Annotated in this window: 19 protein-coding genes; 12 read left to right on the top strand and 7 right to left on the bottom strand. The window is 72.1% G+C overall.

Annotated features, from left to right (window positions below):
- Window positions 1-26: 26 nt before the first annotated feature.
- Genes AMK18_RS27055 through AMK18_RS27045 form a run of 3 tightly spaced genes read right to left on the bottom strand, consistent with a single transcriptional unit; the run spans window position 27 to window position 1,716 of the window.
- Window positions 27-482, bottom strand: coding sequence for a roadblock/LC7 domain-containing protein (locus AMK18_RS27055; protein ID WP_018104044.1), 456 nt, complete (start codon window positions 480-482; stop codon window positions 27-29).
- A gap of 38 nt (window positions 483-520) precedes the next feature.
- Entirely contained in the window at window positions 521-1,312 is a 792-nt protein-coding gene (locus AMK18_RS27050; protein ID WP_073864832.1) for a hypothetical protein, read from the bottom strand.
- The gene (locus AMK18_RS27045) at window positions 1,309-1,716 is read right to left on the bottom strand and encodes a hypothetical protein (protein WP_018104042.1); all 408 of its coding nucleotides are present in this window, start codon (window positions 1,714-1,716) and stop codon (window positions 1,309-1,311) included. The genes AMK18_RS27050 and AMK18_RS27045 overlap by 4 nt, the downstream gene beginning before the upstream one ends.
- 233 nt (window positions 1,717-1,949) lie before the next feature.
- Here AMK18_RS27045 and hutU point away from each other — a divergent pair, with 233 nt between their 5' ends.
- The 4 genes from hutU (at window position 1,950) to hutI (ending at window position 7,559) form a co-directional block, all read left to right on the top strand.
- Window positions 1,950-3,611 (top strand): urocanate hydratase, encoded by a 1,662-nt coding sequence (hutU, locus tag AMK18_RS27040; protein ID WP_073864831.1) that lies wholly within the window; start codon window positions 1,950-1,952, stop codon window positions 3,609-3,611.
- Between the two features lie 116 nt (window positions 3,612-3,727).
- Entirely contained in the window at window positions 3,728-4,939 is a 1,212-nt protein-coding gene (locus tag AMK18_RS27035; protein WP_073864830.1) for an allantoate amidohydrolase, read from the top strand.
- The gene (locus tag AMK18_RS27030) at window positions 4,930-6,315 is read left to right on the top strand and encodes a formimidoylglutamate deiminase (RefSeq protein WP_073864829.1); all 1,386 of its coding nucleotides are present in this window, start codon (window positions 4,930-4,932) and stop codon (window positions 6,313-6,315) included. Before AMK18_RS27035 ends, AMK18_RS27030 begins: the two co-directional genes overlap by 10 nt.
- A gap of 71 nt (window positions 6,316-6,386) precedes the next feature.
- Window positions 6,387-7,559, top strand: coding sequence for an imidazolonepropionase (gene hutI / locus AMK18_RS27025; protein WP_073864828.1), 1,173 nt, complete (start codon window positions 6,387-6,389; stop codon window positions 7,557-7,559).
- Between the two features lie 90 nt (window positions 7,560-7,649).
- Here the strand turns inward: hutI and AMK18_RS27020 are convergent, their stop codons facing one another.
- Window positions 7,650-8,546, bottom strand: a complete 897-nt coding sequence (locus AMK18_RS27020) for an RNA polymerase sigma factor SigF (RefSeq protein ID WP_018104037.1) — start codon at window positions 8,544-8,546, stop codon at window positions 7,650-7,652.
- A 286-nt stretch (window positions 8,547-8,832) separates the two neighbouring features.
- On the opposite strand from AMK18_RS27020, the gene AMK18_RS27015 reads away from it, so the two are divergent.
- Together AMK18_RS27015 and AMK18_RS27010 are read left to right on the top strand one after the other, a co-directional pair.
- Window positions 8,833-9,201 carry an STAS domain-containing protein gene (locus AMK18_RS27015; protein WP_018104036.1) on the top strand — a complete coding sequence of 123 codons (369 nt, stop codon included), beginning with the start codon at window positions 8,833-8,835 and terminating at the stop codon, window positions 9,199-9,201.
- Window positions 9,202-9,457: 256 nt separating this feature from the next.
- Window positions 9,458-9,967: an ATP-binding protein gene (locus AMK18_RS27010; RefSeq protein WP_073864827.1), complete on the top strand. Its 510-nt coding sequence runs from the start codon at window positions 9,458-9,460 to the stop codon at window positions 9,965-9,967.
- A gap of 89 nt (window positions 9,968-10,056) precedes the next feature.
- Here AMK18_RS27010 and AMK18_RS27005 read toward each other — a convergent pair whose 3' ends face one another.
- Window positions 10,057-11,553 carry a peptide MFS transporter gene (locus tag AMK18_RS27005; RefSeq protein WP_073864826.1) on the bottom strand — a complete coding sequence of 499 codons (1,497 nt, stop codon included), beginning with the start codon at window positions 11,551-11,553 and terminating at the stop codon, window positions 10,057-10,059.
- Window positions 11,554-11,977: 424 nt separating this feature from the next.
- Here AMK18_RS27005 and AMK18_RS27000 point away from each other — a divergent pair, with 424 nt between their 5' ends.
- Both AMK18_RS27000 and AMK18_RS26995 read left to right on the top strand, forming a co-directional pair.
- Window positions 11,978-12,655 (top strand): response regulator transcription factor, encoded by a 678-nt coding sequence (locus tag AMK18_RS27000; protein WP_018104033.1) that lies wholly within the window; start codon window positions 11,978-11,980, stop codon window positions 12,653-12,655.
- Window positions 12,656-12,709: 54 nt separating this feature from the next.
- Window positions 12,710-13,975 (top strand): ATP-binding protein, encoded by a 1,266-nt coding sequence (locus AMK18_RS26995; RefSeq protein ID WP_018104032.1) that lies wholly within the window; start codon window positions 12,710-12,712, stop codon window positions 13,973-13,975.
- 6 nt (window positions 13,976-13,981) lie between these two features.
- Here the strand turns inward: AMK18_RS26995 and AMK18_RS26990 are convergent, their stop codons facing one another.
- Entirely contained in the window at window positions 13,982-14,509 is a 528-nt protein-coding gene (locus AMK18_RS26990) for a GtrA family protein (RefSeq protein ID WP_073864825.1), read from the bottom strand.
- A 157-nt stretch (window positions 14,510-14,666) separates the two neighbouring features.
- On the opposite strand from AMK18_RS26990, the gene AMK18_RS26985 reads away from it, so the two are divergent.
- Genes AMK18_RS26985 through AMK18_RS26975 form a run of 3 tightly spaced genes read left to right on the top strand, consistent with a single transcriptional unit; the run spans window position 14,667 to window position 17,544 of the window.
- Window positions 14,667-15,806, top strand: coding sequence for a 5-(carboxyamino)imidazole ribonucleotide synthase (locus AMK18_RS26985; protein ID WP_073864824.1), 1,140 nt, complete (start codon window positions 14,667-14,669; stop codon window positions 15,804-15,806).
- On the top strand, window positions 15,803-16,336 hold the full coding sequence (purE, locus tag AMK18_RS26980) for a 5-(carboxyamino)imidazole ribonucleotide mutase (RefSeq protein ID WP_018104029.1): 534 nt from the start codon (window positions 15,803-15,805) through the stop codon (window positions 16,334-16,336). The genes AMK18_RS26985 and purE overlap by 4 nt, the downstream gene beginning before the upstream one ends.
- A gap of 11 nt (window positions 16,337-16,347) precedes the next feature.
- Window positions 16,348-17,544, top strand: a complete 1,197-nt coding sequence (locus AMK18_RS26975) for a dipeptidase (RefSeq protein ID WP_073864823.1) — start codon at window positions 16,348-16,350, stop codon at window positions 17,542-17,544.
- Window positions 17,545-17,565: 21 nt separating this feature from the next.
- Here the strand turns inward: AMK18_RS26975 and AMK18_RS26970 are convergent, their stop codons facing one another.
- Window positions 17,566-17,925 carry a VOC family protein gene (locus AMK18_RS26970; protein ID WP_073864822.1) on the bottom strand — a complete coding sequence of 120 codons (360 nt, stop codon included), beginning with the start codon at window positions 17,923-17,925 and terminating at the stop codon, window positions 17,566-17,568.
- A gap of 103 nt (window positions 17,926-18,028) precedes the next feature.
- Between AMK18_RS26970 and AMK18_RS26965 the strand changes: the two genes are divergently transcribed.
- A complete protein-coding gene (locus AMK18_RS26965) occupies window positions 18,029-18,538 on the top strand; it encodes a CGNR zinc finger domain-containing protein (RefSeq protein ID WP_018104026.1) in 510 nt (169 codons plus the stop codon).
- The last annotated feature ends 4 nt before the right edge of the window (window positions 18,539-18,542 follow it).

Below are 18,542 nucleotides of genomic sequence, written 5' to 3'. Positions count from 1 at the left end.
GGTGGTGCCGGTGGTTCCGCCGAGGCTCAGGTAGGGCGCTGCGGGAGGGCGCCCGGCTGCTGCGGGGCGCGGGGCGCGGGGGCCGGCTGCGGGGCCCGGGCCAGGGCGCGGTCGATCAGTTCGCCGATGCGGGAGCCGGCCCGGCGGCCCTCCAGATGGAGCCGGCCGACGTTGATCCGGTCCTCGGCGAGCAGGGTCAGGACGGCCTGGGACCCTGCCGCGTACGTCGCGACGTAGCCCGCCTCGCCGCGCACGAGCAGTTCACGGAAGCCGTTCCGCCCGGTCGCCTCGGTCATCCGGATCGCGACGCCGAGCGCGGCGGCGGTGAGGGCGGCGACCCCCTCGGCCTCCACGCCCGGGGTGTCGTGCGCCAGGACGAGCCCGTCGGTGCTGGCCGCCAGCGCACCCGAGAGGAGCGGGACCCGTGCCCGTAACCGCTGGAGCTCGGCGAGGACGTCCTGCGCTTCGGCTTCGGGCACCATCAGCTGTCTCCTTCCGGCACGCTGTCTGAGCGCGCGTATCACAGGGCCTCCAATGCGTCTCGGAGCCGGCGCAGCAGGGCGACGTCGGGGTCGGCCGTGACCTCGGGGAACGTGATCCGGCCCGGGTCCGGGGCGCCCGGGGCCGCCGGTGCGACCGGCTCGACCAGCCCGGCCGCCGCGAGCCGCCGCAGGTCGACCAGGACGTGGAACGCCGACCTGCCGAGCTCCTGCGCGATGCCGGTGGCCGTACGCACCCCGTCCACGCGTTCCAGCACGCGGCCCCGGCCCACCGGCACGGGCGCGTCGGACGGCAGGCCCGTCCGCGTCAGCGGGGCCGTGTCCACCGCCGCGTCCGGCCAGATCCGGTCCAGCAGCTCGCGGCGCCGCAGGGTCTCGCGCTGCACGGCGTCCACCGGGACCGGCCGCACGGGGCCGATCCAGTGCGCGACCCCGTACCGGAAGCGCGCCGGGGTCCGGGTCGGCGCGAGGGCGAAGAAGGCCGCGTCGTACAGGGCGCCCAGGTGGCACAGCTCCAGCGCGCCGCCCGGCACCCGGCCGCTGTCCACGAGATGCCGGCCGACCCGCTGCCCGGCCCCCGCCTCGGCGACCGCGTCCCACCAGCCCTCGCGGCGCAGCGCACCGCCCCGGGTGAGCAGGACGTCGATCCCGGGCGTCGCGGGGGACTCGGCGTGGACGACCTTGCCGTCGGCGAGGTACAGCGTGCCCCGGTCGCGCATCAGGGCACCGGTGGCCCGTTCGGCGGCGAGCCGCTGGAGCATCGGGGAGAGCACGGGCGCCGCGGTCTCGTCCGCGAGGGCGGCGGCGGTCATGCGAGGACCAGCCGCTCGGCGATCTCGCCGATGCGTATCCGGGCCAGCGCGAGGTTGCCCTCGGCGCGGTCCAGCCACAGGTGGAGGAAGACGCTGCTGTCGAAGTCCGTCTCCACGAACCGGAGGATGTGGTACCCGGCGCGGGTCGTGACGATGACGTCCTCGACCGGGGGAGCGCTCCCGGTCCCGCCCGCCGCCGGCTCCGGCGAGCCGAGGGCGAAGGCGGGCTGTTCGGCCGCCATCCGCGCCACCTCCGCCGTCTCCGCCGCGGTGGCCTCGTGATCGCCGTTGGGCGAGTCGCCGACGGTGCCGAGGGCCAGACCGCTCGTCCAGTCGACAACGGCGGCGCCCCTGGCACCGGGCAGTCTCATGACGTCGAGCAGGCACTCGTCGATTCCGGGCACGCGGATTCCCCTCCGACACGGTGTTCGGCTGTGACCCTGAGGTTACGCATCGTGCTCTCTCCCGGTGGAGGTTCTGGCATTTTCCATCGGTACATGCGGGCGGGTGGTGGAGAATGCCCCGCCGCGTACGGCTTGTGACGTGCCGGGGAGCCCCGCGGCCCCGCCTGTTGACTGGACGTATTCATCGGCTCAAGATGTGAATAGAAAAATCACAGTCGCGAGGAGGCACCGCCATGTCAGGACCCCGCCCCGTACGGGCGCCGCGCGGTACGGAACTGACCGCCCTGGGATGGCAGCAGGAAGCCGCCCTGCGGATGCTCCAGAACAACCTCGACCCCGAGGTCGCCGAGCACCCCGACAAGCTCGTCGTCTACGGCGGCACCGGCAAGGCGGCCCGCGACTGGCGCTCGTTCGACGCGATGGTCCGTACGCTGCGCACGCTCAAGCAGGACGAGACGATGCTCGTCCAGTCCGGGCGGCCGGTCGGCGTCATGCAGACGCACGAGTGGGCGCCGCGCGTCCTGATCGCCAACTCCAACCTGGTCGGCGACTGGGCGAACTGGGAGGAGTTCCGCCGCCTGGAGGCGCTCGGACTCACCATGTACGGCCAGATGACCGCCGGTTCCTGGATCTACATCGGCACCCAGGGCATCCTCCAGGGCACCTACGAGACCTTCGCCGCCGTCGCCGCGAAGAAGTTCGGCGGGACGCTGGCCGGCACGATCACCCTGACCGCCGGGCTCGGCGGGATGGGCGGCGCCCAGCCGCTCGCCGTGACCATGAACGACGGCGTCGCGATCTGCATCGACTGCGACCCGCGCGCCATCGAGCGCCGCATCGAGCACCGCTACCTGGACGTGAGGGCCGACTCTCTGGAGCACGCCCTCCAGCTCGCCGTCGAGGCCCGCGACGCCCGCCGCCCGCTCTCCATCGGCCTCTTGGGCAACGCGGCGGAGCTGCTGCCCCGGATGCTCGCCGAGGGCGCCCCCGTCGACATCGTCACCGACCAGACCAGCGCGCACGACCCGCTGGCCTACCTGCCGGTCGGCGTCGACTTCGACGACATGGCCTCGTACGCCGCCGAGAAGCCCGCCGACTTCACCACCCGCGCCCGCGAGTCGATGGCCCGGCACGTCGAGGCGATGGTCGGCTTCATGGACGCCGGAGCGGAGGTCTTCGACTACGGCAACTCGATCCGGGGCGAGGCGCAGCTCGCCGGATACGAGCGGGCCTTCGACTTCCCCGGCTTCGTCCCCGCCTACATCCGGCCGCTGTTCTGCGAGGGGAAGGGCCCGTTCCGATGGGCGGCCCTGTCCGGCGAGGCGTCCGACATCCACAAGACGGACAAGGCGCTGCTCGAACTCTTCCCGGAGAACGAGTCCCTGCACCGCTGGATCAAGATGGCCGGCGAGCGCGTCCACTTCCAGGGCCTGCCCGCCCGGATCTGCTGGCTCGGCTACGGCGAACGCGACCGGGCCGGCGAGCGCTTCAACGACATGGTGGCGAGCGGCGAACTCGCGGCGCCGCTGGCGATCGGGCGCGACCACCTGGACTGCGGGTCCGTCGCCTCCCCGTACCGCGAGACCGAGGCCATGCTCGACGGCTCCGACGCGATCGCCGACTGGCCGCTGCTGAACGCCATGGTCAACGTGGCGTCCGGCGCCTCCTGGGTCTCCCTGCACCACGGCGGCGGGGTCGGCATGGGCCGGTCCATCCACGCCGGACAGGTGACCGTCGCCGACGGCACGCCGCTGGCCGGCGAGAAGATCCGGCGGGTGCTGACGAATGACCCGGGCATGGGGGTGATCCGGCACGTGGACGCGGGGTACGACATCGCGGAAGAGGTGGCTTCGGACAAGGGTGTGCGGGTGCCGATGCGGGAGGGCGACGCGTGAGTCTGCCTCCGGCTGCGCAGGGGGGCGGTGCGAGCCCGACGCCGGGTGCGGGTTCCGTTGTGCCCACCCGTTCCGCCCTGCGGAACGAATGCCCACAACAAGCGTCTTTCCAGGAGATGTGGAGGGAGCTTGCGCCCATCGGGCGGCACCCCGGCAGCGGGGGGTATCGGCGGTACGCATGGACCGGGGCCGATGCCGAGTGCCGGGAGTGGTTCCGGGCGCAGGCCGAGGCGCGGGGGCTGACCCTGGAGACCGACCGGAACGGCAACCAGTGGGCCTGGCTCGGGGACCCGTTCGCCGGGGACGCCGTCGTCACGGGCTCGCACCTCGACTCCGTGCCCGACGGCGGTGCCTTCGACGGGCCGCTCGGCGTCGTCTCCTCGTTCGCCGCGCTCGATGAACTCCGCCGCAGGGGAGTGGAGTTCACCAAGCCGCTGGCCATCACCAACTTCGGTGACGAGGAGGGGGCCAGGTTCGGCCTCGCCTGCGTCGGCTCCCGGCTCGCCGCCGGACAGCTGACCGTCGAGGCCGCGCACCAACTGCGCGACGCGGGCGGCGTCACCCTTCCGCAGGCCATGGCCGCCGCCGGGCACGACCCCGACGCCATCGGCCCCGACCCCGAACGGCTCGCCCGGATCGGCGCCTTCGTGGAGCTCCACGTCGAGCAGGGCCGCGCCCTCGACCTCTCCGGCGACCCCGTCGGCATCGCCTCCGCGATCTGGCCGCACGGGCGCTGGCGGTTCGACTTCCGGGGCGAGGCCAACCACGCGGGCACCACCCGGCTCGCCGACCGCCGGGACCCGATGCTCACGTACGCCGAGACCGTCATCGCCGCCCGGCGGGAGGCGGAACTCGCGGGCGCCCTCGCCACCTTCGGCAAGGTCGCCGTGGAGCCCAACGGGGTCAACGCGATCCCGTCCCTCGTACGCGGCTGGCTCGACTCGCGCGCCGCCGACCAGGACACCCTGGACACCGTCGTCGCCGCCGTCGAGCGCGCCGCCCGGGAGCACGCGGAGCGGGCCGGCATCAGCCTCGACGTCGTCCGCGAGTCGTTCACGCCCGTGGTCGAGTTCCGGCACGCCCTGCGCGACGAGCTGTCCGCCCTGCTCAAGGGGTCCGCCCACGCCACTGGGCGCCCGGTCCCCGTGCTCGGCACCGGCGCCGGGCACGACGCGGGTATTTTGTCCGCTTCGGTCCCGACCGCCATGCTGTTCGTACGGAACCCGACCGGGGTCTCGCACTCGCCGGCCGAACACGCCGCCGAGGACGACTGCGTGGCCGGGGTCATCGCACTCGCCGACGTACTGGAAGGTCTCGCGTGCCGCTGACGACGGAGGCGACGGGCACACCCGTCACCGAGACGTACTGGCTGTCCCACGCCTGGCTCGGCACCCATGTCGAGCCGGGCGTCGCCCTGGACGTGGCCGACGGGCGGATCGCCCGCGTACGCACCGGAGTGGAAGCGGCCCCGCCCGGCGCCACCGCGCTGCGCGGGCTCACCCTGCCCGGCCTGGCCAACACCCACTCGCACGCCTTCCACCGCGCCCTGCGCTCCACCGTCCAGGTCGGCTCGGGCACCTTCTGGACCTGGCGCGAGACCATGTACCAGGTCGCGTCCCGGCTCACGCCCGACAGCTACTACGCGCTCGCCCGCGCGGTGTACGCGGAGATGGCGCTCGCCGGCATCACCGCGGTCGGCGAATTCCACTATCTGCACCACGCGCCCGGCGGCACGCCCTACGACAACCCCAACGCCATGGGCGAGGCCCTGATCGCGGCCGCCCGCGCGGCCGGCATCCGGATCACCCTGCTCGACACCGCCTACCTCTCCGCCGGATTCGGCTCCGGGCCCGACGACCACCGCGCACCCGACCGGCACCAGGCGCGCTTCAGCGACGGGACCGCCGACGCCTGGGCCGAACGCGCCGCCCTCCTCAAGGGCGACGACCACACGGTCATCGGCGCCGCCGTCCACTCCGTGCGCGCGGTCCCGGCCGGGCAGCTCTCCACCGTCGCCCGCTGGGCCGAGGAGCGGCAGGCCCCCCTGCACGTCCACCTCTCCGAGCAGACCGCCGAGAACGACGCCTGCCTCGCCGCCCACGGACGCACCCCGGCCCGGCTCCTCGCCGACCACGGCGTCCTCGGACCCCGCACCACCGGCGTCCACAACACCCATCTCACCGACGAGGACATCGCCCTCCTCGGCTCCACGTCCACCGGCACCTGCATGTGCCCGACGACCGAACGGGACCTCGCCGACGGCATCGGCCCCGCGGCCGCCCTCCAGCAGGCCGGGTCCCCGCTCTCGCTCGGCAGCGACAGCCACGCGGTGATCGACCTCTTCGAGGAGGCCCGCGCGATGGAGCTCGACGAACGCCTGCGCACCCGCAGGCGCGGCCACTGGACGGCCGCCGCCCTGCTGCGCGCCGCCTCCGCCGACGGCCACGCCGCGCTCGGCCGGCCCGAAGCGGGCGTCCTCGAAGCAGGCGCCCCCGCCGACCTGGTGACCATCGCGCTCGACTCCGTCAGGACAGCGGGACCGGTGCCCCGGCTGGCAGCGGAGACCGCCGTATTCGCCGCCTCCGCAGCGGACGTCCGCCACACCGTGGTGGCGGGGCGCCACCTCGTACGCGACGGGCGGCACACGCTGGTGGACGACGTCCCGCAAGCGCTCGCCCAGGCCATCGGCGCGCTGCGGCCCTGAGCGGCAGGACACCCCATGGCGGCACCCCGGCGCACACCCACCGGCTCCCACGCAAGGAGAGCAGTCCCCCGATGACGACGACCGCCATCACCCACATCTCCGCACTGGTCACCAACGACCCCTCCCTCGGCGACGAGTCCCCCCTCGGGCTGATCCAGGACGCCGCCGTCGTCATCGAGGGCGACCGCGTCGTCTGGACCGGTGCGTCCAGCAAAGCACCCGTCACTGACAACGCCGTCGACGCGGGCGGCCGGGCCGTGATCCCCGGCTTCGTGGACTCCCACTCCCACCTGGTCTTCGCGGGCGACCGCACCCAGGAGTTCAACGCCCGGATGTCCGGCCGCCCGTACAGCGCGGGCGGCATCCGCACCACCGTCGCCGCCACCCGCGCCGCGACCGACGAGCAGCTCTCCGCCAACGTCGCCCGCTACCTCGCCGAGGCGCTGCGCCAGGGCACCACCACCTTCGAGACCAAGTCCGGCTACGGCCTCACCGTCGAGGACGAGGCCCGCGCCCTGCGCATCGCCGCCCGCCACACCGACGAGGTCACCTTCCTCGGCGCGCACATCGTCTCCCCGGACTACGCCGACGACCCCGCCGGATACGTGGACCTGGTCACCGGACCGATGCTCGACGCCTGCGCCCCGTACGCCCGCTGGATCGACGTCTTCTGCGAGCGCGGCGCCTTCGACGGCGACCAGGCGCGGGCGATCCTCACCGCGGGCCGCGCCCGGGGCCTGCACCCCCGGGTCCACGCCAACCAGCTCGGCCACGGCCCCGGAGTCCAGCTCGCCGTGGAGCTCGACGCCGCGTCCGCCGACCACTGCACCCACCTCACCGACGCGGACGTGGACGCCCTGGCCCAGTCGGACACCGTCGCGACGCTGCTGCCCGGCGCCGAGTTCTCCACCCGCGCCGCCTGGCCGGACGCCCGCAGGCTGCTCGACGCGGGCGCCACCGTCGCCCTGTCCACGGACTGCAACCCGGGCTCCTCGTTCACCTCGTCCGTGCCGTTCTGCGTCGCCCTCGCCGTGCGGGACATGGGCATGACCCCGGACGAGGCCGTCTGGTCCGCTACGGCGGGCGGTGCGGCGGCCCTGCGGCGCGACGACGTCGGCCGCCTCGCCCCGGGCGCCCGCGCCGACCTGGTGATCCTGGACGCGCCCAGCCACGTCCACCTCGCGTACCGGCCGGGCGTGCCGCTGGTCCACGAGGTGTGGCGGGCCGGCGCCCGCGTGGTCTGACCTCAGGAAGGCCCCGGAACGCGGAAGGACCTGCCCCGGACGGGGCAGGTCCTTTCCGGCTGTCCGCGCGCACGGGGCGCGGGACGCGTCCTACTCGTCCAGCGTCAGGCCCTTGCGGAGCTTGGCCAGGGTGCGCGAGAGCAGTCTCGACACGTGCATCTGGGAGATGCCCAGCTCCTCGCCGATCTCCGACTGCGTCATGTTGGCGACGAAGCGGAGCGAGAGGATCTGACGGTCGCGGCCCGGCAGCGAGGCGATGAGCGGCTTCAGGGACTCGACGTACTCGATGCCTTCGAGCCCGTGGTCCTCGTAGCCGATCCGGTCGGCCAGCGCGCCCTCGTGCTCGTCCTCCTCGGGCTTGGCGTCGAGCGAGCTCGCGGTGTACGCGTTGCTCGCGGCCATGCCCTCCACGACCTCGTCACGGGTGAGGCCGAGGCGGTCGGCGAGCTCGCCCACGGTGGGCGCCCGGTCGAGCTGCTGGGCGAGCTCGTCGCCCGCCTTGGCCAGGTCGAGCCGCAGCTCCTGCAGGCGGCGCGGGACGCGCACGGACCAGCTGGTGTCGCGGAAGAAACGCTTGATCTCACCGACGATGGTCGGCATCGCGAAGGTCGGGAACTCGACGCCCCGGCTGAGCTCGAAGCGGTCGATCGCCTTGATCAGGCCGATCGTGCCGACCTGGACGATGTCCTCCATCGGCTCGCTGCGGGAGCGGAAGCGGGACGCGGCGAACTTGACCAGGGCCAGGTTCAGCTCGACGAGGGTGTTGCGTACGTAGGAGTACTCCGGCGTGCCCTCTTCGAGGGTCTCCAGCCGGGTGAAGAGCGTCTTCGACAGGGCCCTGGCGTCCAGCGCCCCCACCTCGGTGTAGGGCGGGATCTCGGGAAGGCCCTCGAGTCCGTCGAGCTCTTCGGTGGGTGATTCGGTCAGTCCCTGAGGACATGCCGACGGCGCGTTGGGGGTACGCGGTACGTCGAGCCGGGGTGACATGTGGTCTCCTCCATCGTTCTCGGCATATGGCTGCCGATGCCCATACGTGTTCCTGCGGTGAAGCGGCGCCTCCGAAGCCGGTCGCGTTTTTGGGGTCCCTCTACCCTTACCCGCTAGCCATGACTCGGTACAACCTCCAATTGCCCGGCTATGTCCGCTTTGTTGAGGTCTCTGGCTACCGCGTGGCGCATGGAACGCGTACTGTTCCAAGAACATCAGTGACAGCTGTGCACGCATCCGCACGTGCGGTGATGCGGACAGTGACGAGCGGTGAAGAGGGACGGGCATGGACCGCGGGACGGTCGGCAGTGCGAACCGGGGTCGGCTTCAGGTCGAGGTCCGGACCGAGGGGCGCAGCGAGGTGGTGACGCCCGTGGGTGAGCTCGATCACCACACGGCGGATCTGCTGCGCGAGCCGCTGGAGAGCGCGGTCGAACAGGGGCGTGCGCGCCTGGTGGTCGACTGCTCGCGACTCGACTTCTGTGATTCCACCGGGCTGAACGTGCTGCTCGGTGCCCGCCTGAAGGCGGAGGCAGCCGGGGGAGGGGTTCATTTGGCCGCGATGCAGCCCGTGGTGGCGCGGGTCTTCGAGATCACGGGGGCCGAGGCGGTATTCACCGTCCACGCGTCCCTCGCGGAGGCCCTGGAGACCTGACCGGGCCGCGCTCCGGCGTCCCCGGCCGCCTCGTCCGTCGCGTGGGTTACGCGATCCGCGAAGCGGTAATGGGTGTCGTCGCGGTTCGGCCGGGCAGGAGATCTTGCGGCGAGCCCGGGCGGCCTGGCTCTCCGTGCCTGTGCGGTTCCTGTATCAGTGTCCGTATCGGTATTCGTATCGGTATTTGTAGTCGTATCTGTTCAATGGTTCGTGTCCGTCCAAGGGCGACATGGTGAATCGGTGAGGTGAAGCGCTGATGAGCACCACCCGGCAGCATCCGCCGGGCGACCTCGGCCGCGAGCCGGAGGGCGCGGGCGTTTCCTCCGCCGAGCCCGTCCGGCCGGCCGAGGCCGCCGAGCGGCAGTGGCGCACGCTGTCGTTGCGGGAGGCCACCGGCATCGTGCCGACGGCCCGTGATTTCGCCCGCCAGGCGCTGCACGACTGGGGCTGGCTCCCCGCGTCCAGCGCCGACCGCCGCGCCGCCGCGGAGGACGTCCTGCTGGTCGTCTCCGAGCTGGTCACCAACGCGTGCCTGCACGCGGGCGGCCCCGACGAGCTCCGGATCGCCCGCAGCGCCAAGGCGCTCCGCGTGGAGGTCGCCGACGGCGGTGCGGGCCAGCCCGCGCCGCGCACGCCGCACCGGGCCGGGCGGCCCGGCGGCCACGGCATGTTCATCGTGCAGCGGCTCTGCCTGGACTGGGGAGTCGTACGGGTGCCGGGCGAGCCCGGCAAGACCGTATGGGCGGAGCTGGCGGCTCCGGCGTAACGGCACGGCACTCTTCGCACGTACGGAAGGGGCCCCGCACCGACGAATCGGTGCGGGGCCCCTTCCCGTTTTCCGTACGGGATACGGAATCAGTGCACGTCGCCCATGTGCTGGGCGACCTTCTTGCGGTACATCCAGATGCCCACACCGGCGATGAGGGCGAGGACCACCTCGAAGACGACGGAACCCGTCGTGTTCAGGTCGACGCCGACGGGCGGAGCCGTGAGCAGCCCGGTCAGCGAGTCGCCGGCGGTCACCGCGAGGAACCACACGCCCATCATCTGCGAGCTGTACTTCGCCGGGGCCATCTTCGTGGTGACCGACAGGCCGACCGGCGAGAGGCACAGCTCCGCGACGGTCTGGATGAAGTAGATCGCCACCAGCCACATCGGGCTGACCTTGCCGCCGTTGGCGGCGGTGTCGATCAGCGGGATGAGGAAGACCGCGAAGGAGATGCCGATCAGCACGAGGCTGGAGGCGAACTTGACGGCGGTGCTCGGCTCCTTGCCGCGCTTGTTCAGCCACAGCCAGCCCGAGGCGACCACGGGGGCGATCGCCATGATGAAGATCGGGTTCAGCGACTGGTACCAGGACGTCGGGAAGTCGAAGCCCAGCAGGTGGTTGGTGGTCGAGTTCTCACCGAAGATCGACAGGGTCGAGCCGTTCTGGTCGTAGATCATCCAGAAGACGGCGGCGACCACGAAGAACCAGATGTAGCCCGAGAGCTTGGACCGCTCGGTCGTCGTCAGCTCCTTGTCGCGCTTCATGCGCGCCAGGACCGCGACCGGGATGACCAGACCGGCGATGCTCAGCGGCACCGTGGACCAGTCGGCGAAGTTGCCGGTGACGGCCATCAGGCCGTAGACGACGGCCGCGACGATCAGCCAGATCAGGCCCTTGCGCAGGGCGGACTGCTTCTCCTGCTCGGTGGCGGGCGTCGACACGACGTCGCTCTGCGGGCTCAGGTGGCGGGTGCCGAGCATGAACTGGGCGAGACCCAGGGCCATGCCGAGCGCGGCGAGCGCGAAGCCGAAGTGCCAGTTGACGTTCTCGCCGACGGTGCCGATCGACAGCGGGGCGAGGAAGGCGCCCACGTTGATGCCGATGTAGAAGAGCGTGAAGCCACCGTCACGGCGCGGGTCCTCCGGGCCGTCGTAGAGGTGGCCGACCATCGTGGAGATGTTCGCCTTCAGCAGCCCGGAACCGAGCGCCACGAGCACCAGGCCCGCGAAGAAGGTCACCGAGTTCGGCACGGCGAGCGTGATGTGGCCGAGGATGACGACGGCGCCGCCGATGGCGACCGTCTTGCGCGGCCCCCAGAAGCGGTCGGCCATCCAGCCGCCGGGCATGGCGAGCAGGTAGACCATCGCCATGTAGACGGAGTAGATCGCCGTCGCCGTGGTGGCGTTCATGTGCATGCCGCCGGGCGCGATCAGGTACAGCGGGAGCAGTGCCTTCATGCCGTAGAAGCTGTATCGCTCCCACATCTCGGTCATGAAGAGCGTGGCCAGGCCCCGGGGGTGGCCGAAGAAGGTCTTCTCGCCACCAGCGGTGCTCGACGGGTCCTTCGTCAGGCTGGACGCCATGATCGATCCTTGTGTGCTCGGGACGCGGCGCCGCTGAGAAGCGGGTACGCGCCCGGTGGGGGGAGGCCGGCACCGCCGCGGGTACGCCCTTCCGCGACGGGATCCACACCCGGAGCGCCGTCATCGGCGGTCCGGGCCCGGCCCGCAGGTCATTCACTGAACTTCCGGGCCGGCGGGTACCGGCCCCGCACACAAAAGAGACCCTTGGCGCTCAGAGCTGCCCAAAGGTCCTTGAGTAGTGCAATAGGCGTTGGGACACCATACGACACGACAGAGCCCGATATGAAAGGACTTGAGACATGGATCACAGGTCCAGGGGCAACCACACTCGCATATTCGAAGGTCCTACCGGTAACGGCGCCCAGTCCCGCAGGGCTCCTGGATCGCCTCCCTAGCTGTCCGCCGCGCGGACTACCATCAGTGCATGACCCGTGTACTGCTCGCCGAGGACGACGCATCCATCTCGGAGCCGCTGGCCCGCGCCCTGCGGCGGGAGGGTTACGAGGTCGAGGTGCGGGAAGACGGACCGACCGCGCTCGACGCCGGACTCCAGGGCGGCATCGACCTGGTCGTGCTCGACCTGGGGCTGCCCGGGATGGACGGCCTCGAAGTCGCCCGCCGGCTGCGTGCCGAGGGTCACACCGTGCCGGTCCTGGTCCTGACCGCCCGCGCGGACGAGGTGGACACGGTCGTCGGGCTCGACGCGGGCGCCGACGACTACGTCACCAAGCCCTTCCGCCTCGCCGAGCTCCTCGCCCGGGTCCGGGCCCTGCTGCGGCGCGGCGCCACCGAGCCCGCCCCCCAGCCCGCCACGCACGGCGTCCGCATCGACGTCGAGTCGCACCGGGCCTGGATGGGCGAGGAGGAGCTGCAGCTCACCGCGAAGGAGTTCGACCTCCTGCGGGTCCTCGTCCGGGACGCGGGCCGGGTCGTCACCCGCGACCAGCTGATGCGCGAGGTCTGGGACACCACGTGGTGGTCGTCCACCAAGACGCTCGACATGCACATCTCCTGGCTCCGCAAGAAACTCGGCGACGACGCGGCGAACCCGCGCTACATCGCCACGGTCCGGGGCGTCGGCTTCCGCTTCGAGAAGAGCTAGGACCTGTAGCGTCCCTGCTGTCCGACCCGAGCCGACTGACGTACAGAAGCAGGCATGCGCCGACGACTGATCAATTCGACCCTCGCCGTCGTGCTCGTGGTGATCGCCGTCTTCGGCGTCTCCCTCGTCATTGTCGAGACCCGCACCATCAGCAGCAGCGCCCAGGAGAGCGTCGACTCCGAGGCGCTGCGGCTGATCAGCGTCATCGAGAGCCGACTCCTGGGCTCCGAGCGGATCAACCCCGCGGTGCTGGCCGAGCAGATCGACGACAAGCGCTACGCCCTGGTCAAGATGCCGGGACGCGCCCCCATCGAGGTCGGCGAGCGCCCCGGCGGCAGCGTGATCACCGCCACCGAGACGGGTGAGAACGGCGAGACGGTCACCGTCGAGGAGTCCCGCTCCGCCGTCACCCGCGAGGTCGGCCGCACCCTGATGATCATCGGCGCGGTGGCGCTGCTGGCCATCGTCTCCGCCGTCCTCCTCGCCGTACGCCAGGCCGACAAGCTGGCCTCGCCGCTCACCGACCTCGCGGAGACCGCCGAACGCCTGGGCTCCGGCGACCCCCGCCCGCGCCACAAGCGGTACGGGGTGCCCGAGCTGGACCGCGTCGCCGACGTCCTGGACTCCTCCGCCGAGCGGATCGCCCGGATGCTCACCGCCGAACGCCGGCTCGCCGCGGACGCCTCCCACCAGCTGCGTACGCCGCTCACGGCCCTGTCCATGCGGATCGAGGAGATCTCGCTGACCGACGACCCGGAGACCGTGAAGGAGGAGGCGCACATCGCCCTCGCCCAGGTCGAACGGCTCACGGACGTGGTGGAGCGGCTGCTGACCAACGCCCGGGACCCCCGGACGGGCTCGGCGGTCGTCTTCGACCTGGACGAGGTCGTCAAGCAGCAGATCGAGGAGTGGCGCCCGGCCTACCGGGGCGAGGGGCGCGCCATCGTCTGTTCCGGCAAGCAGGGGCTGAGTGCCGTCGGCACCCCGGGCGCGGTCGCCCAGGTCCTCGCCGCGCTGATCGAGAACTCGCTCATGCACGGCGGCGGTACGGTCGCGCTGCGCACCCGGGTCACCGGCAACCAGGCGGTCATCGAGGTCACGGACGAGGGGCCCGGCGTCCCGGCGGACCTGGGCGCCCGGATCTTCGAGCGGACCATCAGCGGCCGCAACTCCACGGGCATCGGCCTCGCGGTCGCCCGCGACCTCGCCGAGGCGGACGGCGGCCGCCTGGAACTCCTCCAGCAGCAGCCCCCGGTCTTCGCCCTCTTCCTGAGCCGCATGGCCCAGCCGCGAGAGGAACCGGAACGCCCGGTGCGGTGATGCCGGCTACCGACGCGCCGGGTCCGCCTCGACCCGCACCGCGGGCGTAGGCGCCGGCACCGTCACCACGGCCTCTTTGTCGGCAACGCCCTCCAAAGGCGCGGGAAGCGCCTTGAAGACCCACGTCCGGTAGGACCAGAAGCGGAACAGCGTCGCGACACCGATCCCGACGATCTTGAACACGTTGCTCTGGACCGGGGTGTCCCAGCCGAACCCGTACGTCGCCACGTACAGCACGCCGGTCTCGATCACCGCGCCCACCGCGCTGAACAGCAGGAACAGGGTCAGCTCGCGGGTGCGGCCGGTCTTGTCGCGGTCGCGGTACGTCCAGTAGCGGAAGCCCACGTAGTTGCAGAGGATCGCCACGAATGTGGCGAGCAGCCCGGCCCGCACGGTCGGGATCTCGGTGTAGCGCCACAGCAGGTTGGACACGGCGATGTTGACCACCAGGCCCACCGCGCCGACCACGCCGAACTTGGCGACCTCCCGGGCCAGCAGCTCCAGCCGGGCCCGCAGTGCGCCTCGCTCGCTCATGTGATCGCTCAGTCCGTCCGTAGGTCCCGCTCCATGTTCCGTCAACCCGGCCATGCTAACCAGGACACCCGCCGGACGCCTGTGCGTACGTGAACGTGTGAGGTGGGCCCCGCCCCCGGCCACGGGCGCGGGCGGGCGGTGCGGATACCCTGGGAGCGTGACGTTCCCGGTAGTCGGCATGGTCGGTGGCGGTCAGCTCGCCCGTATGACCCACGAGGCGGGCATCCCCCTCGGCATCAAGTTCAAGCTCCTCAGCGACACCGCTCAGGACTCCGCGGCCCAGGTGGCGGGTGAGGTCGTCGTAGGCGACTACCGCGACCTGGAGACGCTGAGGGCCTTCGCGCGCGGCTGTGACGTGATCACCTTCGATCACGAGCACGTGCCCACCGAGCATCTGCGGGCCCTGGAGGCGGACGGCATCCCCGTGCGCCCCGGCCCCGATGCTCTGGTGCACGCCCAGGACAAGGGGGTGATGCGCGCCAAGCTCACCGAGATCGGCGCGCCCTGCCCCCGCCACCGCATCGTGAAGGACCCGGCCGACGCCGCGGCCTTCGCCGAGGAGGCGGGAGGTTTCCCGGTCATCCTCAAGACCGTGCGCGGTGGCTACGACGGCAAGGGTGTCTGGGTGGTCCGCTCCGAGGCGGACGCGGCCGAGTCGTTCCGGGCCGGTGTCCCGGTGCTCGCCGAGGAGAAGGTCGACTTCGTACGGGAGCTGGCGGCCAACATCGTCCGCTCGCCGCACGGCCAGGCCGTGGCCTACCCGGTCGTCGAGTCCATCCAGGTCGACGGCGTCTGCGACACGGTGATCGCCCCGGCGCCCGAGCTGGACGAGGGCCTGGCGGGCGAGGCCCAGCAGCTCGCGCTGCGGATCGCCTCCGAGCTGGGCGTCGTCGGGCACCTCGCGGTCGAGCTGTTCGAGACGCGGGACGGCCGCATCCTGGTCAACGAGCTGGCCATGCGCCCGCACAACTCCGGCCACTGGACCATGGACGGCGCGATCACCTCGCAGTTCGCCAACCACGTCCGGGCGGTCCTCGACCTCCCCCTCGGCGACCCGCGCCCCCGCGCCCCCTGGACGGTCATGTGCAACGTCCTCGGCGGCGACTACCCGGACATGTACCAGGGCTACCTGCACTGCATGGCGCGCGACCCGCAGCTCAAGATCCACATGTACGGCAAGGACGTGAAGCCCGGCCGCAAGGTCGGCCACGTCAACACCTACGGCGACGATCTGGCGGACGTGCGCGAGCGCGCCCGGCACGCGGCCGACTACCTGCGAGGAACGATCACCGAATGACTTCCCCCGCCTCCGCCGCCCCGGTCGTCGGCATCGTCATGGGCTCGGACTCCGACTGGCCCGTCATGGAAGCGGCGGCCAAGGCCCTGGACGAGTTCGGCATCCCGTACGAGGTCGACGTCGTCTCCGCCCACCGCATGCCCCGCGAGATGATCGCGTACGGCGAGAACGCGGCGGGCCGCGGCCTCAAGGCGATCATCGCGGGCGCGGGCGGCGCCGCCCACCTGCCCGGCATGCTCGCCTCGGTCACCCCGCTGCCGGTCATCGGCGTGCCGGTCCCGCTGAAGTACCTGGACGGCATGGACAGCCTGATGTCCATCGTCCAGATGCCCGCCGGCATCCCCGTCGCCACGGTCTCCATCGCCGGGGCGCGCAACGCCGGCCTGCTGGCCGTCCGCGTCCTGGCCGCGGCCGACCCCGAGCTCCAGGGCCGGATGACGGAGTTCCTGGGCGACCTCAACGACCAGGCCACCGAGAAGGGCAAGCGGCTGCGCCAGAAGGCGGCGGGCGCGGAGTCCTTCGGCTTCTGAAAGCAGGCACCATGACGGACCGACTGGATCTGGCCCGGGAACTCCTCGCCGAGTACCCGGTGGTCGACGGCCACAACGACCTGCCGTGGGCGCTGCGCGAGCAGGTCGGCTACGACCTGGCCGTACGCGACATCGCCACCGACCAGTCGGCCCACCTGCACACCGACATCCCCCGGCTCCGCGCCGGGGGCGTCGGTGCCCAGTTCTGGTCCGTCTACGTGCGCTCCGACCTCGCGGGCGACGCCGCCGTCAGCGCGACGCTGGAACAGATCGACGTCGTCGCCGAGCTCCTGGAGCGCTACCCGGCCGACCTCCGCCGCGCCCTGACCGCCGACGACATGGAGGCCGCCCGCGCCGAGGGCCGGATCGCCTCCCTGATGGGGGCCGAGGGCGGCCACTCCATCGACAACTCGCTGGGCACCCTGCGCGGACTGCACGCGCTGGGCGTCCGCTACATGACGCTCACCCACAACGACAACATCGCCTGGGCGGACTCCGCGACCGACGAGCCCGGGGTGGGCGGCCTCTCGCCGTTCGGCCACGAAGTCGTCCGCGAGATGAACCGCACCGGCATGCTGGTCGACCTCTCGCACGTCGCGGCGACGACCATGCGCGACGCGCTCGCCACCTCCGAGGCGCCGGTGATGTTCTCGCACTCCTCGTCGCGCGCCGTCTGCGACCACCCGCGCAACATCCCCGACGACGTCCTCGCGCAGCTCCCGGCCAACGGCGGCATCGCCATGGCCACCTTCGTACCGAAGTTCGTCCTGCCGGAGGCCGTCGCCTGGACGCAGGCCGCCGACGAGAACCTGCGCGCGCACGGGCTGCACCACCTGGACACCACCGAGCGCGCGATGAAGCTGCACGCCGCGTTCGAGGCGGCGAACCCGCGCCCCGTCGCGACCGTGGCCACCATCGCCGACCACCTCGACCACATGCGCGAGGTCGCGGGCGTCGACCACATCGGCATCGGCGGCGACTACGACGGCACCGCGTTCCTCCCGCAGGGCCTGGAGAGCGTCGCCGGCTACCCGAACCTGATCGCGGAGCTGCTGCGCCGGAACTGGTCCGCCGCCGACCTGGCCAAGCTCACCTGGCAGAACGCCGTACGGGTGCTGCGCGCCGCCGAGGACGTGGCGCGGGACCTGCGCACCCGGCGCGGCCCGTCGCACGCCACGATCGGACAGCTGGACGCCCCGGCGGCCTGAGCCACCGGGGCGCCCGCCCGATCAGCAGGCGCAGAGACAGAACGGGTGCCCCGCCGGGTCCGCGTACACCCGGAAGGTGCGCTCCCGGTCGTCCGCCTCCAGCACCGTCGCGCCCAGCGCCAGCACCTCCCGCTCCGCCGCGTCCAGATCGCCCACGGTCAGGTCCAGGTGGAACTGCTGCGAGGCGTCGGCGCTCGGCCACTTCGGCGGTACGAAGCCGGGCGCGGCCTGGAAGGCGAGCGGGGCGCCCGCGCCTCCGGTGAGCTCCACCCAGTCCTCCCGCTGCTCGACCTCGCCGCCGATCAGCGCCGCGTAGAAGTTCGCCAGGGCGACGGGATCGGGGCAGTCCAGGACGACGGCACCCACTGCGGCCAGAGCCATGTTGCTTCCTCCTCGGGCAGACTACGGACAGGTGGTTACCGCTTTAAGTACTCAACCGGTAACCGTGACCGCATGCTCCCGCATTGGCGGTAACGTCGCAACCATGAATGAGAGGGATTCCGCGCCCGGCGGACTCGCGCTGATCGAAGCGCTGGTCAACAGCCTGAACGTCGAGACCGGCGCGGACAGCCTCGACACGGTGGAGGGGCGCGCCGCCTTCGCCCTCGCGGAGCCCGACGTCCCGGCGGCCCGCGCGCTGCGCGAGGCCCTGCGCGCGGCCTGTCTGGCCCACGCGGGCCACTGCTCGGACGACAGCCCGTTGTGCGTACTGGACCGGCTGCTCGCCGAGGCGCCGCTGCGGGTGACCGTGGACGCGGCGGGCGGGGCGGCGCTGTGCCCGGTGGAGGAGCCGCCCGGGCTGACGGCGCGGATCGCGGCCGCCGTCGCCGCCGCTTCGGCCGACGGGACCTGGGCCAGGCTCAAGGCCTGCGAGGCGGAGGACTGCCGCTGGGCGTACTACGACCGCAGCCCGGCGGGACGCCGCCGCTGGTGCTCGATGTCGGTGTGCGGGGCCCGCGCCAAGATGCGTACGTACCGCGCGAAACGCGGCTGAGAAC

The sequence above is a fragment of the Streptomyces sp. CB01249 genome (assembly GCF_001905735.1).
Classification (GTDB): Bacteria; Actinomycetota; Actinomycetes; order Streptomycetales; family Streptomycetaceae; genus Streptomyces.
The sequence above is the reverse complement of the archived record's forward strand: the minus strand, read 5'-3'. Positions and strand labels throughout refer to the sequence as shown.